Annotated in this window: 13 protein-coding genes; all 13 read right to left on the bottom strand. The window is 62.7% G+C overall.

The window, feature by feature from the left end:
- Positions 1-11 precede the first annotated feature (11 nt).
- Entirely contained in the window at positions 12-1748 is a 1737-nt protein-coding gene (locus ABCW43_RS20650; RefSeq protein WP_345927890.1) for a M14 family metallopeptidase, read from the bottom strand.
- Positions 1745-2590: an ABC transporter permease gene (locus ABCW43_RS20645; protein ID WP_345927888.1), complete on the bottom strand. Its 846-nt coding sequence runs from the start codon at positions 2588-2590 to the stop codon at positions 1745-1747. Before ABCW43_RS20645 ends, ABCW43_RS20650 begins: the two co-directional genes overlap by 4 nt.
- 5 nt (positions 2591-2595) lie before the next feature.
- Positions 2596-3519, bottom strand: coding sequence for an ABC transporter permease (locus ABCW43_RS20640; protein WP_345927886.1), 924 nt, complete (start codon positions 3517-3519; stop codon positions 2596-2598).
- Positions 3520-3583: 64 nt separating this feature from the next.
- Positions 3584-5119, bottom strand: coding sequence for an ABC transporter substrate-binding protein (locus ABCW43_RS20635; protein WP_345927884.1), 1536 nt, complete (start codon positions 5117-5119; stop codon positions 3584-3586).
- 37 nt (positions 5120-5156) lie between these two features.
- On the bottom strand, positions 5157-6989 hold the full coding sequence (locus tag ABCW43_RS20630) for an ABC transporter ATP-binding protein (protein ID WP_345927882.1): 1833 nt from the start codon (positions 6987-6989) through the stop codon (positions 5157-5159).
- Positions 6990-7321: 332 nt separating this feature from the next.
- Positions 7322-8080, bottom strand: coding sequence for an iron ABC transporter ATP-binding protein (locus ABCW43_RS20625; RefSeq protein ID WP_345927880.1), 759 nt, complete (start codon positions 8078-8080; stop codon positions 7322-7324).
- A complete protein-coding gene (locus tag ABCW43_RS20620; protein ID WP_345928189.1) occupies positions 8077-9018 on the bottom strand; it encodes an iron chelate uptake ABC transporter family permease subunit in 942 nt (313 codons plus the stop codon). The genes ABCW43_RS20625 and ABCW43_RS20620 overlap by 4 nt, the downstream gene beginning before the upstream one ends.
- Before the next feature lie 10 nt (positions 9019-9028).
- On the bottom strand, positions 9029-10006 hold the full coding sequence (locus ABCW43_RS20615) for an ABC transporter permease (RefSeq protein WP_345927878.1): 978 nt from the start codon (positions 10004-10006) through the stop codon (positions 9029-9031).
- On the bottom strand, positions 10003-10902 hold the full coding sequence (locus tag ABCW43_RS20610; protein WP_345927876.1) for a siderophore ABC transporter substrate-binding protein: 900 nt from the start codon (positions 10900-10902) through the stop codon (positions 10003-10005). Before ABCW43_RS20610 ends, ABCW43_RS20615 begins: the two co-directional genes overlap by 4 nt.
- A gap of 44 nt (positions 10903-10946) precedes the next feature.
- Positions 10947-11246 (bottom strand): DUF2218 domain-containing protein, encoded by a 300-nt coding sequence (locus ABCW43_RS20605; protein ID WP_345927874.1) that lies wholly within the window; start codon positions 11244-11246, stop codon positions 10947-10949.
- 107 nt (positions 11247-11353) lie between these two features.
- Positions 11354-13564 (bottom strand): TonB-dependent receptor domain-containing protein, encoded by a 2211-nt coding sequence (locus tag ABCW43_RS20600; RefSeq protein ID WP_345928187.1) that lies wholly within the window; start codon positions 13562-13564, stop codon positions 11354-11356.
- Between the two features lie 196 nt (positions 13565-13760).
- Positions 13761-14735: a FecR family protein gene (locus ABCW43_RS20595; protein ID WP_345927872.1), complete on the bottom strand. Its 975-nt coding sequence runs from the start codon at positions 14733-14735 to the stop codon at positions 13761-13763.
- Between the two features lie 100 nt (positions 14736-14835).
- A complete protein-coding gene (locus ABCW43_RS20590; protein ID WP_046634306.1) occupies positions 14836-15351 on the bottom strand; it encodes a sigma-70 family RNA polymerase sigma factor in 516 nt (171 codons plus the stop codon).
- Positions 15352-15359 lie beyond the last annotated feature (8 nt).

Genomic DNA, 15359 nt, shown 5'->3' with positions numbered 1-15359 from the left:
ACCCTGGGCGCCTATACCCCGAGTTTCGAGATCGGAGCCGGCTCCTCGATCGTCTGCATCGCCTCATAGGCGGCAAGCACTGTTTCCATCTGGGCCGTGTGGCCCTGGATGAAGGCCGGGCCGTAGATGGTTTCGTCCGGATATTCGGTAATCAGCGTCAGCGGAACCGTATGGCGGTCGTCGATCGAGATCAGGCAGGGGAAGCCGTTGATGATGCGGAAACCGGTTTCGCCGGCATGGGTTTCGAACAGCCTGATCTGCGCAGCATTGTAGGCGACGAGGCCCGGAATGGCGGCGAGGTGGCGGCTGACGCGGTCGATCAGGATTTCGGCCTGCGCGGTCCACTCGGCGTGATGGCGCATGATGAGGAAAAAGCCCTTCGGCACCGTCCACATCGCAAACGTGCGCGGCACGTAGCCGGAGAGCGGCCGCGTCCATTCATGCGAAGGGTAGCCGTGCAGGTTGACGTGCAGCTTGGCGCCGCTCAGCCTCTCGGCCTCGATGCGGATCGCTTTTTCGAAGAGGTCCTTGCCGGAGCGATATTCAAGATCGTCGCCGAGCGCGGTGTAGCGCGCCGCATGGTGCATGTGCAGCGGGTTGTCGGCGCGAAGGCGCCAATGCACCTGGTAACCGTCCGGGTTTTCGAGCGGAGATATGACGAAATGCGCGCCCGATCTGGCGGCGAGCGTCTGTGCGGCGCGCAATGCGCCGACGATGCCGGTGGTCTCGTTGGCATGCTGGCCGCCGCTGATGATGACGGGCCTGTCGGCGCCGGCGTGATAACGGGCTTCGATGGCTCGACCGCTCCGGGAGCGGGCTTCGAATGCGACGCCTTTTATGGCTGCAAGTTCCCGGCGGATCTGCGCCGTCGAGACCGGCGACACCGCTGAGGCGAGGCGCTGCCGTTCGGCCACCGCCTCAGAGGTCCAGAACGGCCGCGTTTCGATGCGGACAGAGATGGTCTCCCCTTGGCGGATTTCCGGGATGATCTGGCCGGGTTGCAGGCCGCGGTCGCCGATCGGCCGGCCGGACTTTTTCTGGAAGATTTCCAGAAGCGTGAAATAGAAATCCTCGTGCAGCGCCTCGCGCAGGCTGACGACCTCCTCGCCCACGGCCAGGCGCCGATCTTCGGCCGGCAGGGTGACAGCGATGTTGATCTCGTCGAAATAAGGCTCCTTCGCCCCCCAGTCATGGGCCGCGACGGCTTCGACGGCCGAAGAGAACATGAGTTCGTAGTCGGTCTCCAGCCGTTCGCCGGTGCCGCCGTCGAGGTTCAGCCAGCCGGTCGGCGAGAGCAGGGTTTCGCCGATGAAATCCGTATGGAGCCGGTTCGGCGCGAAGACCTTGTGCGTTTCGGTGCCCCCGCCCTTGGCGGTCAGCGTCACCGTGTAGAAGGCATCCTCGTTCCCCGCTTCGAAGGTCAGCTGTGCTTCGCCGGCGAGGCCGGCCAGAGGATAGGCTTCCAGCAGGAAACGGTTTTTCGGGCAAGCCTGATGAACGGGGTAGACGATATGCAGAGTCGAAAGGTCCTCGAAATCGACCTCTTCGAGAAGGAAATGCAGCAACGGCTTGTAGGCGCTCCGGAACTTCGCATCGACGCCTGTGGCGGCGAGTATCGCCTCGGCTTGCCTGCGGCTCTTCTCGTCGTCGAAGACCCAGGCTTCGAGCTTGGTACCCTTGGCGCCGGAAAAACGTGCGATGAGGGTGTCGAGCGTGCGCTCGACCTGCCGTTCGTGGATCAGTGTCATGCGGAGGTTCTGCCTGTGGGATCGAGACTGTCGCGCAGCCAGTCGCCGAGGAGGTTAAGGCCAAGGACGGTGAGGAGGATGGCAAGGCCCGGGAAGACGCTGACCCACCAGGCGGTCTGCAGATAGGTGCGGCCTTCGGCCAGCATGCCGCCCCAGCTCGGAATGGTTGGGTCGATGCCGAGACCAAGGAAGGTGAGGCTCGATTCGAGCAGGATATTGGTGGCGACATTGAGCGTCATCAGCACGATGACCGGGCCGATCAGGTTGGGCAGCAGGTGCTGGACGATGATGCGCCAGTCCTTGACCCCGATGGCGCGCGCCGAAAGGATGAATTCGCGCTCGCGTAGCGTCAGCACCGACCCGCGCACCAGGCGGGCATATTGCACCCATTGCGAGACGATCAGCAGGATGATGGTGTTCGCCAGCCCGCCGCCGACGATGGCGATGAAGGTGATGGCGAGCAGGATGAAGGGCATTGCCAGCTGGATATCGGCAAAGCGCATCACCAGCATGTCCCAGATGCCGCGGTAGTAACCGGCGACCAGGCCCATGACGGTTCCGAAGACAACGCCGCCTGCCACCGACACGAAGCCGACCAGCAGCGAGATCTTGCCGCCGGCCATGACACGCGCCAGCACGTCGCGGCCGAGCGGGTCGGTGCCGAGGACATGTGCCGGCTTCGTGAATGGCGGCACCAGCCGCGACATCAGGTCGATCTTTTCCGCGCCGCCGGGAAAGATCACGCCGGAGAAGATGACCGCCAGCGCGATGACGCCGACGAGCAATGCGCCGAGGACGAATTCGAGCTTCAGGAAATTCGAGGAAGCAGCACGCGAAGCCATGGCTCTCACTCCGTCCGGATGCGGGGATCGACGAGGCCGTAGGCGATGTCGACCAGAAGGTTGATGCCGATGATCATCAGCGACAGGACGGTGATGACCGCCTGCAGCACCGGATAGTCCCGGGCGCCGACGGCGTCGAAGGCGAGCGTGCCGAGGCCCGGCCAGTTGAAGACGCGCTCGACGACGACGATACCACCCAGCAGGCCACCGAACTGCAAGCCGAAATAGGTGATCAGCGGGATGGCGCAGTTTCGCAGCGCGTGTTTGTAGAGCACTGCGTTTTCGCTGAGGCCCTTGGCGCGGGCGACCATGATATATTGCGAGCGCAGCGTCTCCAGCATGGTGGTGCGCACCAGGCGGACATTGGTCGCCGTCAGGATGATGCCCATGGTGACTGCCGGCAGGATGAAGCTTTCAAATCCGTCCATGCCGCTTGGCGGCAGCAGGGGCACGGCAATCGCGAACAGCAGCACCAGCATGGTCGCCAGCCAGAAATTCGGGAATGACAGGCCGACGAGTGACAGGATGCGGATCATCTGGTCGGCCCACTTGCCGCGCGCGGTGGCGGCCTTGATGCCGAGCGGAATGGAAATCACGATCGAGACGATCAGTGAGGTGAAGGCGAGCGCAAGCGTCGCGGGCAGCGCCTTGCCGATCAGCAGCGACACCGGCGTGCCGCCGAGGAAGCTGTTGCCGAAATCGAGCGTGAAGATGCCCTTCAGGAAATTGAAATACTGGACGAGGAACGGTTCGTTGAGCCCCAATCCCTCGCGGATTTTCACGAGATCAGCCTCGGTGACGCTGCCGGCACCCTGCGTCAGCATCAGCGCCGGATCGCCGGTAAGGCGGATCGCGAAGGCAACCGTCAGCGTCACGGCGATCACGACGAAAACCGCCTGAGCCAGGCGTTTAATCAGGAATGCGGCCAAATCTCTCGTTCCCTTGTTCTTGTTCGAGCCGCCGCCTTCAGACGAAGGCGGCGGCCGCGAAATTTTAGTCGACGGTGACGTCGGTGAACTTCAGACGGCTGTCCGGCACGGGCGTAAAATTCTTCACGCGCTTGTTGATGCCGAAGATGGCGTTCAAGTTGTAGAGCGGCATTTCCAGCGCCCGGTCGGCTGCGTAACGGGCGATTTCCTGCAGCACCTTTTCGCGCTCGGCGACATTGGTGATGGTGCGCTGCTTGGCGAGCAGTTCGTCCATTTTCGGGTCGCTGTCGTAGGGGTTCCACTTTTCCTTGGTCTTGTACATCGCGACCGCAGTGTTGTCGTAGTCGAGTGTCCAACCGCCCCAGGACTGCTGGAACATCGCGCCCGTCTTGCCATTCGGGATGATGTCGTTCAGCAGAACGTTGGTCTCATAGGGTTTGATCGTCGCGGTGATGCCGATCGTCTGCAGGTAGGCGGAGATCGCCTGGGCGACTTCGATGAAGGTCGCCTCATTGCCGCGAAGGTCGATCTGCAGGGCCGTGCCCGGAGCGACGCCGGCTTCTTTCAGAAGAGCCTGGGCCTTGGCCGGATCGTAGAGAAGCGGCTTCATGGCCTTGTCGAAGCCGAAGGACAGCGGCCCCTGGAAACTGGCGATCGGTTGTGCCTGGCCGCCGAGGATCGACTTGATGATCGCATCGCGGTCGACGCCCATGATCAGCGCCTGGCGGACTTTCGGGTCCTTGGTGATGCCGTCGCGGGTGTTGAAGCGCAATGCATAGACCGTCGGGCCGGGAGAAGTGACCACGGCGAGCTTGGCATTGCCCTGGATGGTCGGGATCATGCCGATCGGAATGGTCGGCGGGATAACGAGATCGACGCGGCCTGCCTGCAGTTCGGCAACGGCGGTCGCCGGCTCGGAGATGAACTTGTATTCAAGATCCGAAATCTTCGGAGCACCGCCGAAGTAATCCGGGTTGGCGGAAAGAACGATGTTCACCTTCGGCTCATAGGAGACGAACTTGAAGGCGCCGGTGCCGACCGGATGGGCGTTGAAATAGGCGTCGCCCTTTTCGGCGATGTATTTCGGCGGAACGATCATGCCGCCGTAACCGGCGAGCTTGGTGAGGATGACCGGATCGGCGACCTTCATCTTGAATTCGACCGTGTTGGCGTCGATGATCTCGACGCTGCCGATCGAATTGTAGTTGGACTGTTGCGGCCCCTTTGCTCCTTCCGGACCGAGCAGGCGGTCGAAGGTGAACTTCACCGCTTCGGCGTCGAAGGCCTCGCCGTTGTGGAATCTCACGCCTTCACGCAGCTTGAAGCGGATGCGCATGCCGTTGTCGAGCACTTCCCAGGAAGTCGCGAGACCCGGGACGAGCTTCAGGTCGGGGCCGCGATAAGTGAGGCCGTCAAAGATGTTGGTCGAGACCGAGGCCCAGTTGACCAGGAAAGTGTCGATCGGATCCCAGCTGCCCGGATCCTGTGGCGAGGACACCGTCAGCTTGCCGGCGGCGAGAGCCGAGACCGGCGCGAACGCCGCGCCTGCCAGCGCCAGCGCCACGAATGCCGTCCGCAAACCCCTCTGCATTTTTATCATCTTTTTTGCTCCTGTTGAAAAACCGAATGTCAAATCGTCACGCGCCGCGCGCCACGTAATGTCCGGGCGCGATTTCCTCGCGGGCGAGAAGCGCCGGTTCGTTACCGACAGCCCGGACCGGGCTTGGGATGTCTCCCTCGATCATCGCCAGCGGCTTGCGCCGGCGCGGATCGGCGACCGGCACAGCCGACAGAAGCCGGCGGGTATAGTCGTGCGACGGCGTTTCGAAGATCTGGCGGCGATTGCCGAATTCCATGATCTGCCCGAGATAGAGGACCGCCACCCGGTGGCTCATCTTCTCAACCACGGCCATGTCATGGCTGATGAAGAGATAGGCGAGGCCGCGCTCTTCCTGCAGGTCCATGAAAAGGTTGATGATCTGTGCCTGGATCGAGACGTCGAGTGCCGAAAGCGCCTCGTCGGCGATGATGAGCTTCGGCTTCGAGGCGAGCGCCCGGGCGATGCAGACGCGCTGGCGCTGGCCGCCGGAAAACTCGTGCGGATATCGGCGGGCATGCGCGGAGGTGAGGCCGACCCGTTCGAGCAGGGCATCGACGGTTTTTGCGATTTCCTTCTCACTGTCGAGAAGGCCGTGGGTGCGGATCGGCTCGGCGATCGAAAAACCGACCGTCTTGCGCGGATCGAGCGAGGCGAACGGATCCTGGAAGATATACTGCACGTCCCGGCGCAGGTTGTGCCGCTCGGCCATGCTCATCGCCGACAAGGGCTTGCCCGAGAATGTGATATTGCCGGCCGTCGCCTTCTGAAGCTGCTGGATGGTGCGGCCGATCGTCGACTTGCCCGATCCGGATTCGCCGACCAGCGCCAGCGTCTCGCCCGGATGGATGTCGAAAGACACCTTTTCCACCGCGTGGACGCGGTGGGTGACCTTGCCGAGCAGGCCCTTCTTGATGTCGAAACGCACCACGAGATCTCGCACCGAGAGCAGCGGAGGGGCGTCGTAGCGGGCGGTATCCTGGATGCGCTCGATGCCGGAGAGCTTCGGTTCTCCGTCTTCGAGCACCGTCAACGGCAGGCGCTTGGGAAACTCCTCGCCGGTCATGCTGCCGAGCTTCGGCACGGCTGCGAGGAGCGTGCGCGTATAGGCATTGGTTGGCCTTTCGAAAACATCGAGCGCCTTGCCCTTTTCCACCGCCTTGCCCTTCCACATGACCACGACGTCGTCCGCCATCTCGGCGACGACGCCCATGTCGTGGGTGATGAAGATGACGGCGGCGCCGAGTTCCTTCTGCAGGTCGCGCAGGATATTGAGGATCTGCGCCTGGATGGTGACGTCGAGCGCCGTCGTCGGCTCGTCGGCGATCAACAGCCGCGGCCGGCAGGCGAGCGCCATGGCGATCATCACCCGCTGGCGCATGCCGCCGGAAAGCTGGTGCGGATAACGGGTCAGCAGTTCCGCGGCATCGGGCAGACGGACCATGTCGAGCAGGCGCTTTGCCTCGGCGAGTGCTGCGCTGTTCGACTTGCCCTCGTGCAGCTTCAAAATTTCGGCCACCTGGTCGCCGATCGTGAAGACCGGGTTGAGCGAGGTCATCGGCTCCTGGAAGATCATCGAGATCTCCTTGCCGCGGATGCTGCGCATCCTCTTCTGGTCGAGTTTCAGGAGATCGATCTCGCCGCCTGCGGTCTGGAACAGGATGCGACCGGTCGGATAGCTGGCACCGAGCATGTCGGCAAGCCGCATGATCGACAGCGAGGTCACCGACTTGCCCGAACCGGATTCGCCGACGATTGCGACCGTCTGGCCGGCCGAGACGGAGAAACTCAGGTTCTCGATGACGCGCGAGGCGCCGAACTCGACCGACAGGTCGTCCACGGCCAGAAGAGGGGTGGAGGCGGTTGGCGTCACGCGGGAAACTCCCTACCGATGGCGGCGGCGCAGACCGCCTGATTGAAGGCATCGGCAGCGGAATCCACGAGATGCGCGCGACGTCTGGCGTGGCGGCTGCTGGCAGCCACCCCCATCGGTATCCGGTTGCTCTCCCGTCTATGGCGGCTCCGAATTTCTTTCGGTCTTTCCGTCAAATGCCTCATCCCTGCCTTGATAAGAATATGTCATCACTTTGTCGACAATTTGTCAACGGCGCAACGAGCTGATATTCCCGACGGTCGGACGGAGAAGGTTCAGATGGTCTCGACGCAGGGAAGTTCACTTGTCTCGGCCCCGTTGAGGACCCCAGGCTAGCGGAAATGCAGGACAACCGGCATATCGTCGACCGTTTCCACCTGCATCTCGAAGCCGAAGATTGCTTGCAGGGTTTTGGGCGTCAGCAAGTCGGAAGGTGCGCCATCGGCGACAATTCGGCCGGACTTCATGGCCACGATCCGGTCGGCATGGGCACCCGCCTGGTTAATGTCGTGCAATACGATGACGATGGTTTTTCCGTTTTCGTCGGCGATCCTGCGGAGCGAACGCATCAGTTCCCGCGCGAAATACATGTCGAGATTGTTGAGCGGTTCGTCGAGCAGCAGGTAGTCGGTCTCCTGGGCAAATGCCATCGCCACCAGGGATCGCTGCCGCTGGCCGCCGGAAAGGGTTTCGAGAAAGCGGTCGGCGAGGTCCGTCAGGTCGAACTGCCGCAGCGACTGGTCGATGATCGCGTAGTCGGCGGGCGTCAGGCGTCCGCGTCCATGCGGAAAGCGGCCGAAGCCCACGAGTTCGCGCACGCGCAGCCGGCTGGTGACGATCGAATCCTGCCGCAGGATGGCGAGGATCCGGGCGAGATCGCGGTTCGGTGTCGTGTCGACAGGGAAACCGTCGACGCTGATCCTTCCGGCCTGCAACGGCTGCAGCCTGGCGATGAGCGACAGGAGCGAGGATTTGCCTGCGCCGTTCGGGCCGACCAGAGCGGTGATGCCGCCCTTCGCGATCGTCAGGGAAATGTCGTGGAGGATCTGCGTCTTGCCGTGCCGCAGGGAGACATTTTCTATCCGGATCATTTGCGGCTCCCGAAAACGAGCAGAACAAGAAAGGCGAGGCCTCCGACGAACTCGATGACGACGCCGAGTGTCGAACTGCTGCCCAGCGCATGCTGAAACAGCGCCTGTCCGCCGACGAGTATGATGACGGCCGTCAACATGGCGGCCGGCAGCAGAACCGCGTGACGACGCGTATCGACGAGGCGTTCGGCGAGCGCCACGACCAGGAGGCCGAAAAATGCGACAGGCCCCACCAGCGCCGTCGAAACGGCGACAAGCGCCGAGACGAGCAGCAACAGCCCGGTGACGGTGCGCGACCAGCTGATCCCAAGCCCGGTCGCCGTATCGGCGCCGAGTGCAATGACATCGAGCACATGCCGCGTCCTCCAGGCAATCACGATGCCGGCGATTGTCAGGACGGAGGCAAAGGCGAGAAGGTCGGTGCGGACGTCGTTGAAATTGGCGAAACTCGCGCCCTGGACGACGGCGAAGTCATTGGGATCGACCAGGCGTGCCAGCAGCGAATGCAGGCTGCGGAACAGGATGCCGAAGATGATGCCGGCGAGCAGCATCAGACCCATGTCGGCGCGGCGGCGGAGCGTCGGCAAGAGAAGGCCGGTTGCCAGTGCCATCAGTACAACGATCTCGCCGCCGAACTTGAGCTGCGCGTCGAGCGCCGCATAACCGAGGCCGCCGAGCAGGAAGACGAGCAGCATCTGGCCGAACAGGTAAAGCGCGTCGAGACCCATGATCGATGGGGTCAGGATACGGTTGTTGGTGACTGTCTGGAAGATCACCGTCGAGACGGCGATCGCCACGCTCACCTGCAGAAGGGCGGCAAGCTTCATGGCGCGCAGGGCGAGCACGAAGCCGATATTGCCGCGCAGCCCGATCGTCATGAAGGCGACGATGCAGAGGAGGGCCGCCCCGGCAAGAAAGAAAAGCCGACGATCGGGCATGTGCCGACGCTCAGACATGGGAGGGCCGCCGGAACAGAAGCCAAAGGAAGATCAGCCCGCCGACGCAACCCATCACCGTTCCAACCGGGATTTCGTAGGGATAGCGGATCAATCGCCCGAGGATGTCGCAGCCGAGCACCAGGATCGCGCCGCTCGCTGCCACGAAAGGCAGCGTGCCGCGCATATTGTCGCCCATTAACCTCGAGACAATGTTCGGCACCACGAGCCCGACGAAGGGGATCATGCCGACCACCACGACGCTCAGGGCCGAAATGACAGAAACGATGATCAGCCCGAGCTGCAGCATGCGCGCATAGTCAAGGCCGAGCCCGATGCTGGCGTCGCGGCCGAGCGCCATGATCGTCAGCCGGTCGGCGACGATCCAGGCGACCACCACCATCAGTGCCCCGAGCCATAGCAGTTCGTATCGCCCGCGCAGGACGCCGGAAAAGTCGCCATTGGTCCAGACCGAGAGATATTGCAGAAGGTCGGCCTGCCAGGCGACGAAGGTGACTGCCGCGCCGATCACACCGCCATAGACGAGCCCGAAGAGCGGCACGAGGAAGGGCTGCGTCGGCGGAAGCCGGTGCGCCGTCATCAGGAAGAGCGAGGTTCCGAGAAGAGCGGCGGCACTCGCCGCCAGGCTTTTGAACAGAAGGCTGGTGGCGGGAAAGAGCAGGGTAACGAGCAGGATCCCAAGTTCGGCGCTTTGCGCCGTTCCGGCGGTTGCGGGCTCTACATAGCGGTTGCGGGCAAGCGTCTGCATGATGAGCCCGGCGATCGCCAGGCCGGCGCCGGTAAGGATCGCCGCGAGTGTGCGGGGCAGGCGGCTGACGAGCAGGAGTTCCAGCACCTGCCCGTCCGAGAACAGAAGGGTGACCGGCATGTCGCCGACCCCGACACAGAGGCTGGAAACAAAAAGGATCGCGAGCATCAGGCCGGCGATCCACCCCGTTTTCGACGATTGCTTGGCGGCCGCAATGCTCATCTGGCGGCGGTGAATGCCTCAGCGACGGTCGCGACGACCCGCTGGATCGACTGTACCCCGCCGGCGGCGATGTAGAATTCTGCGGCCGGCAGATAGATCACCTGGTTCTTCTTCCAGGCCGTTGTCTCGGCGATCAATTCGTTGTCGAGCGTCGTTTTGGCGCTCTGTTCGCCGGAACCGATCGCGGCGGCGCGGTCGAGCACCAGAAGCCAGTCGGGATTTACCTTGGCGATGAACTCGAAGGAGATCGCTTCGCCGTGATTGGCGGCTTCGATATCCGGCACCGCCGCCGGTAGGTTCAGCGCGGCATGCACCCAGCCGAAACGCGAGCCGGGACCATAGGCCGTGACTTTCGGCCCGTTGGTCATGATGATCAGACCCTTGCCTTTGCCGGCAACCGCTGCCTTGGCGGCTTCTATGCGAGCATCCAGTTCCTTTCGGGCAGACGCGGCCTCCTCCGCCTTGCCGAAGAGCGCGCCATAGGCAGCCAGCCGCTCCTTGGCCTGGGCGACGAGGTTGTCGCCATCCATGGTCATGTCGATGGTCTGCGCAACCTGCGCCGTCGCCGAAGCCTTGGTCGAGGAACGACCGCCGACGATGACCAGGTCCGGACCGAGCGCGCTCAGAGCCTCGAGATCGGGCTCGAAGAGGTCGCCGACGATTTCCGCGCCCTGTTTCAGAGGCTCCAGTTGCGGGAGGTATAGCTTCTGCGGAACGCCAGCCGCCTTGATGCCGAGGCGATCGAGCGTATCGAGCGCCGCGATATCCAGGACCGCGATTTTGGCGGGTGAGGGGGCAACCCGCACTAGGCCCTTGGCGGTCAGGATATCCACCGCGTGCGCGGGGAGGGCTGAAAAAGCAAAAGCGGCAAAAGCCGCGATCGTCCTCAAGTTCATTCTTCCACCATGTCTTGACCTTGGGCCGAATGCTCGATCGGGCCTCAGGCGGCCCGATCCGGTCTCTGCCATTGCAAGGCTTCCAGATTTTCACGGAAAGCGAAGCGCACGAGATGCCTCTCGATCACCGATTCCGTTTCCGTCAGCTGTTCCTCGTCGGCTGCCGTCGCGAGGATCTTGAGGCCGCCGTCATCCGCATCGAGAGTGGCGGTGCCACAGGCAAAGCGGCACTCCCCGTGGGCCTCGGAATAAGAGACGTCGATCTTGTGGGCGAAATGCTTGCACAACTGGACGAGGTATTTTCCGCCGTGCTCGGTGCGCCATTCCGTAGTCGCCTGTAACAAAGCTCTCTCCTTAAGATGAGTAAATATCTCCACTTATATCACCGTTACTGCCGCGGCAACCGGGAACGTGGTTGCCGCACGGTCATGTGAACGCAGGATCATGTTCTTCAGAACGTCGCCTTGGCGGTCAGAAGGAAGCTGCGGCCCGGTTCGTAGAGGGGTCTGACGGTCCCAAATTCCTGACCATAGGTGGCGCGGTCCGCATAGGTCTCGTCGAAGACGTTCTGGACCTCAGCGCGGAAGGTGAAATTGGGCAGAGCCTCGGGCTTCCATTCGGCGAAGGCGTTCACCACCTCATAGGCCTTGTAGGCCGGGGCGCCGCCGGCGACATGGTCATATTCCGGGGCGATCTCGATATCACCGCCGATCGTCAGGCCCCAGTCGACAAATGTATGGGCGGCCGTGATGGTGATGATATCGCCAACCGGCGTGGCGAGATAGTTGCCGGTGTCGGAGTCGGCGGGAACGCCATCGATATCCACTCGGATATGAGCGTATTTGACTTTCACATAGCCATTCGCCCACTCGTAGCCTGCGCCGAGTTCGAACCCTTGTGATACCATGTCCCGTTCGATGATTGAACCTGTCGCGGCCGGGCTGTAGCGCACCGCACGCGCATTGTAGATGTCTGTCCGGAAAAGGCTTGCCTCCGCAGTGAAGCCTTCATATTCCGCCTCGAGCCCAACCATGTAGTTGTTGGCGGTGACCGGTTCCGGCCCATCGGAACCGTAGGTCCAGGCTGGGTTCATGACGAAGTTTTCCGCCAGCGGTATGCCGGCCCAGACATGCGAGAAGCCGGCCTTGGCGGTCAGCACGTCCGTGAGGTCGTATTCGCCGGAGATATTGGCGCTCAGGCCGCCATTGTCGTAATCCTGCCCGCCGACACCGGTGAACCACTGGTAGTCCGCTCGTCCGCCGAACGAAAGGCGGGTTCGGTCCCAAGGCTCCAGCCGTGCCTGTGCATAGAAGCCAGCATTCCGCGCCTTTTCTTTCGACGAATCGACGTCGGCATCCAGATCCGCGATGTCGGAATAGAAGTCGACGCCTGCGACGACATTGCCGATATCGAAGGAGAACTTGTTCTCGAACTTCCCGTTGAAGCTGGTCGTGTTGCCGGTGGCGTCATAAAGATAGCCCAGAGAGTTATAGACCGGCACGGTAACTTCCGAACCGCTATAGGCAAGCACCACTTTTGGATCCCACCAACCTTCCGGCGAGGTATCCGTATAAGTGAAGACAAGGTTCTGGCGGTCGATCTCGTAATTGCGTACTAACGGCTCCCACGGCGGCCGGACGATATGGCCGGCATTGGCACGGTAGGGACGCAACCCGTCGTCGCGGCTGCGATCGTAACTGATCTCGAAGCGGTCGCCGCTCTCCGCCTCATAGGCAAGTTTGCCAAGACCCGAGAGCAGGTCGGTTTCAGTGCCGGACACCTCTCTACCGTTCCCGCCGACGAAGTCGTCGCCCTTGGCAAAATTGAAATAGCCCAGGAACTCGAAACCCTCACGCTTGCCATAAGCGGAAAGCCCGGTCGTTACCGTATCGCTGTTGAAGTTGTAGGTCGACGTGACGAAGCCGCCGAAGGATTTTCCCGGCGCCAGAAGATCGATCGCATCCTTTGTCTCGTAGTTGATCGAGCCGGCCAGCGCGCCGGGGCCGGCGTCGGCCGGTGCGATGCCCGCGTCCACGTCCACTGCCTTCAGCAGGCTCGGGTCGATCAGGTTGGTCGCGTTGTGATGGAAGACCTTGTTGTTCTGGCGCGCACCGTCGATGCTGACGGCGAGATTGGTTTCCTCAACCCCATGGACATAGACCTTCTGCGACATCGGAAGCGAGCTTCCCACCTGTATGCCGGCCTGTTCCCGGAACACGTCCGCGAGGTCGGTCGGGTTGATGCGCTCGAGCTGTTCAGGGCCGATGACGGTTTCGCCGACATCGCCTTCGGCGCCCGGCTGGCCCTGCAGGACGATCGGCCTTAGGGTCGTGGCTCCTTCAGCCGGCACATCGCCGGAGGCACCTGCGGGAGTGCCGATGACGGCCGTGCCGTTGGCGATCCTGTAGTTCACGCCCGTTCCTGCGAGCATGCGGGCGAGCGCCTGATCCGGCGTGAGATTACCGCTGACGGCCTGTGCGGTAACGCCGCGGGAAGTCGAGGCAGCCAGCGTCACCTGAAGGCCGGACTGGCGGCCGAAGGCATTGAGAGCCGAAGCAAGCGGCTGAGCCGGGATATTGAAGCTGCGCGTCGCCGTCTGGGCGAGGGCCGGGGAGGCAAAGATCGCGCTTCCGCCGATCGCGGCGGCTGCGACCGTTGTCATCAAGCTCACTGCAAAAGCGTTCCGTTTGCCCTTTGCCCCCACGCCACGCACTACTCCACTTACCGGCAAAATCATCCGCCCCGTCTCCTGCTACACTGTGTTCGCCAAGGCCCCCCGGCCTGCGCTTCAGGGTAGAGACGACTGCGCCCGGCGCTTTTTTCACCGCATCGAAAAAATTTCAGGAAATTTTAACGGCCTAGAAAAGCGCAAGCACCCTGAGATAGGGCGAGATGTGGTGCACCCTGCCGCCATAGGGCTGGACCAGCGCTTCGAGCGCCCGATCGGGATCGGAGAGATCGTAGAGGCCGGTGACGCGCCGATTGGCGAGATCGCCGCTCGGGATGCTGATCCACGCGGGGTGATAGCGCTGCAGTTCCTCGACGACCGAGGCGACCGTCACGTCGTTGACAAACAGCCGCCCGTTCCGCCAGGCCGCCATGTCTTCCGGCGCCAGTCTTGCGCGCGACACCTGGCCATCGGTGCGGCTGACGGTCACGGAATCGCCGGGCGAAAGCTCGAAGGTTTTCGCCGCGCCGTCGACCGTGAGGCCGACCACCCCGCGAACCAGTTCCACCGTCGTATCTTCGGGCTTGATATGGACGTCGAACGCGGTGCCGAGCACGGTGACCTTCACGCCGGCTGCGGTGACGGTAAAGGGCCGCGCCGGATCATGTTTGACGTCGAAGAAGGCTTCGCCGGAAAGCAGCGTCACATGCCGCGCGCCGTTGACGAAATCCGTATCGATCGCGCTTTCGGCGCCGAGTTCGACCGCGCTGCCGTCCTCGAGCGTGATCTTGCGCAGCTCGGCCGTTGCGGTCCTGAAATCTGCCCGGTAGCGAATGAAGAGGGAGGGGCCGGCCAACGCCAGCACAAGACAGGCCGCCAGCGCCAGCGCCGCGCCCACACCCAAGACCCGCCGTCGGTGGCGAGCGGCAAGCATTTTCGCCTGGCCGGCCGGTCTCCAGAGGTCTTCGTGGATGGGCGTTGTCTCGCCCATCAGTTCCCAGGTCTTGCAGGCCTTCGTCCAGGCATCGCGATTTGCAGGCGAGCGCTCGAACCAGCGGCTGAAATCGCGCTCGTCGGCGGCTGTACGATGTGGTTCGCGCAGGCGCAGGAACCAGTCCATCGCCTCCTCCAGAATGCTCTCGTCCGTTTTGTCGTGCCCTGCCAAGTCTCAACCTGCTTCGGATGTCTTGCGATCTCTATCCGAAATTCCCCTTCTTGCGTATAAACGATTGGCTGGTCCGGATTTTTCGCATGCGTGGAGATATTCAGGCGTTTTTCCTGTCGAGCGCGGTGGCGATCTTGACCATGGCGGTCCGCACGTGGCGGTGGGCGGTGGCGACAGAGATGCCCAGGTGGTCCGCCACGCCTTCGAGCGTATGGCCACCGAAACGGTACATTTCCACCGCAATCCGGATCTCGCTTGGCAGCGCGTCGAGTGCTGCTGCCGCAACGCGCACCTCGTCGCCGAACATCACCGTCTGTTCCGGGTTGTCGGCGGCCTGTGGAATGGTCCAGAAGGGCGGGTCTTCGGCATGGCCACGATACTCGATCTTGCGGCGCTTCAGGACGTCGAAGGAGAGGTTACGGACGATACGATAGAGATAGGCAAGCCCTTGGCGCGCCGATTCGCCGGGTGTCTTCCCCGGCGCGAAACGCAGATAGGCTTCCTGCACGATATCCTCGGCCGCCTCCCTAGAACCCAGGATCCGAGCGGCATAGTCGACCAGCGCCGAGCGGTGGGCGAGATAGAGGCTGTGACGACTTTCAGCTTCCAAGGTCATGGGGTCAG

Origin of the sequence: Neorhizobium tunisiense, from assembly GCF_039631515.1 — a bacterium.
GTDB lineage: Bacteria > Pseudomonadota > Alphaproteobacteria > Rhizobiales > Rhizobiaceae > Neorhizobium.
Note: the sequence above shows the minus strand (reverse complement) of the source record. Positions and strands in the feature narration are given on the sequence as shown.

What these genes read in the sequence shown, in the direction of transcription:
- ABCW43_RS20650 (WP_345927890.1), bottom strand. Translation starts at nt 1,748, where the DNA reads ATGACACTGATCCACGAACGGCAGGTCGAGCGCACGCTCGACACCCTC.
- ABCW43_RS20645 (WP_345927888.1), bottom strand. Translation starts at nt 2,590, where the DNA reads ATGGCTTCGCGTGCTGCTTCCTCGAATTTCCTGAAGCTCGAATTCGTC.
- ABCW43_RS20635 (WP_345927884.1), bottom strand. Translation starts at nt 5,119, where the DNA reads ATGATAAAAATGCAGAGGGGTTTGCGGACGGCATTCGTGGCGCTGGCG.
- ABCW43_RS20625 (WP_345927880.1), bottom strand. Translation starts at nt 8,080, where the DNA reads ATGATCCGGATAGAAAATGTCTCCCTGCGGCACGGCAAGACGCAGATC.
- ABCW43_RS20620 (WP_345928189.1), bottom strand. Translation starts at nt 9,018, where the DNA reads ATGCCCGATCGTCGGCTTTTCTTTCTTGCCGGGGCGGCCCTCCTCTGC.
- ABCW43_RS20615 (WP_345927878.1), bottom strand. Translation starts at nt 10,006, where the DNA reads ATGAGCATTGCGGCCGCCAAGCAATCGTCGAAAACGGGGTGGATCGCC.
- ABCW43_RS20610 (WP_345927876.1), bottom strand. Translation starts at nt 10,902, where the DNA reads ATGAACTTGAGGACGATCGCGGCTTTTGCCGCTTTTGCTTTTTCAGCC.
- ABCW43_RS20600 (WP_345928187.1), bottom strand. Translation starts at nt 13,564, where the DNA reads ATGACAACGGTCGCAGCCGCCGCGATCGGCGGAAGCGCGATCTTTGCC.
- ABCW43_RS20590 (WP_046634306.1), bottom strand. Translation starts at nt 15,351, where the DNA reads ATGACCTTGGAAGCTGAAAGTCGTCACAGCCTCTATCTCGCCCACCGC.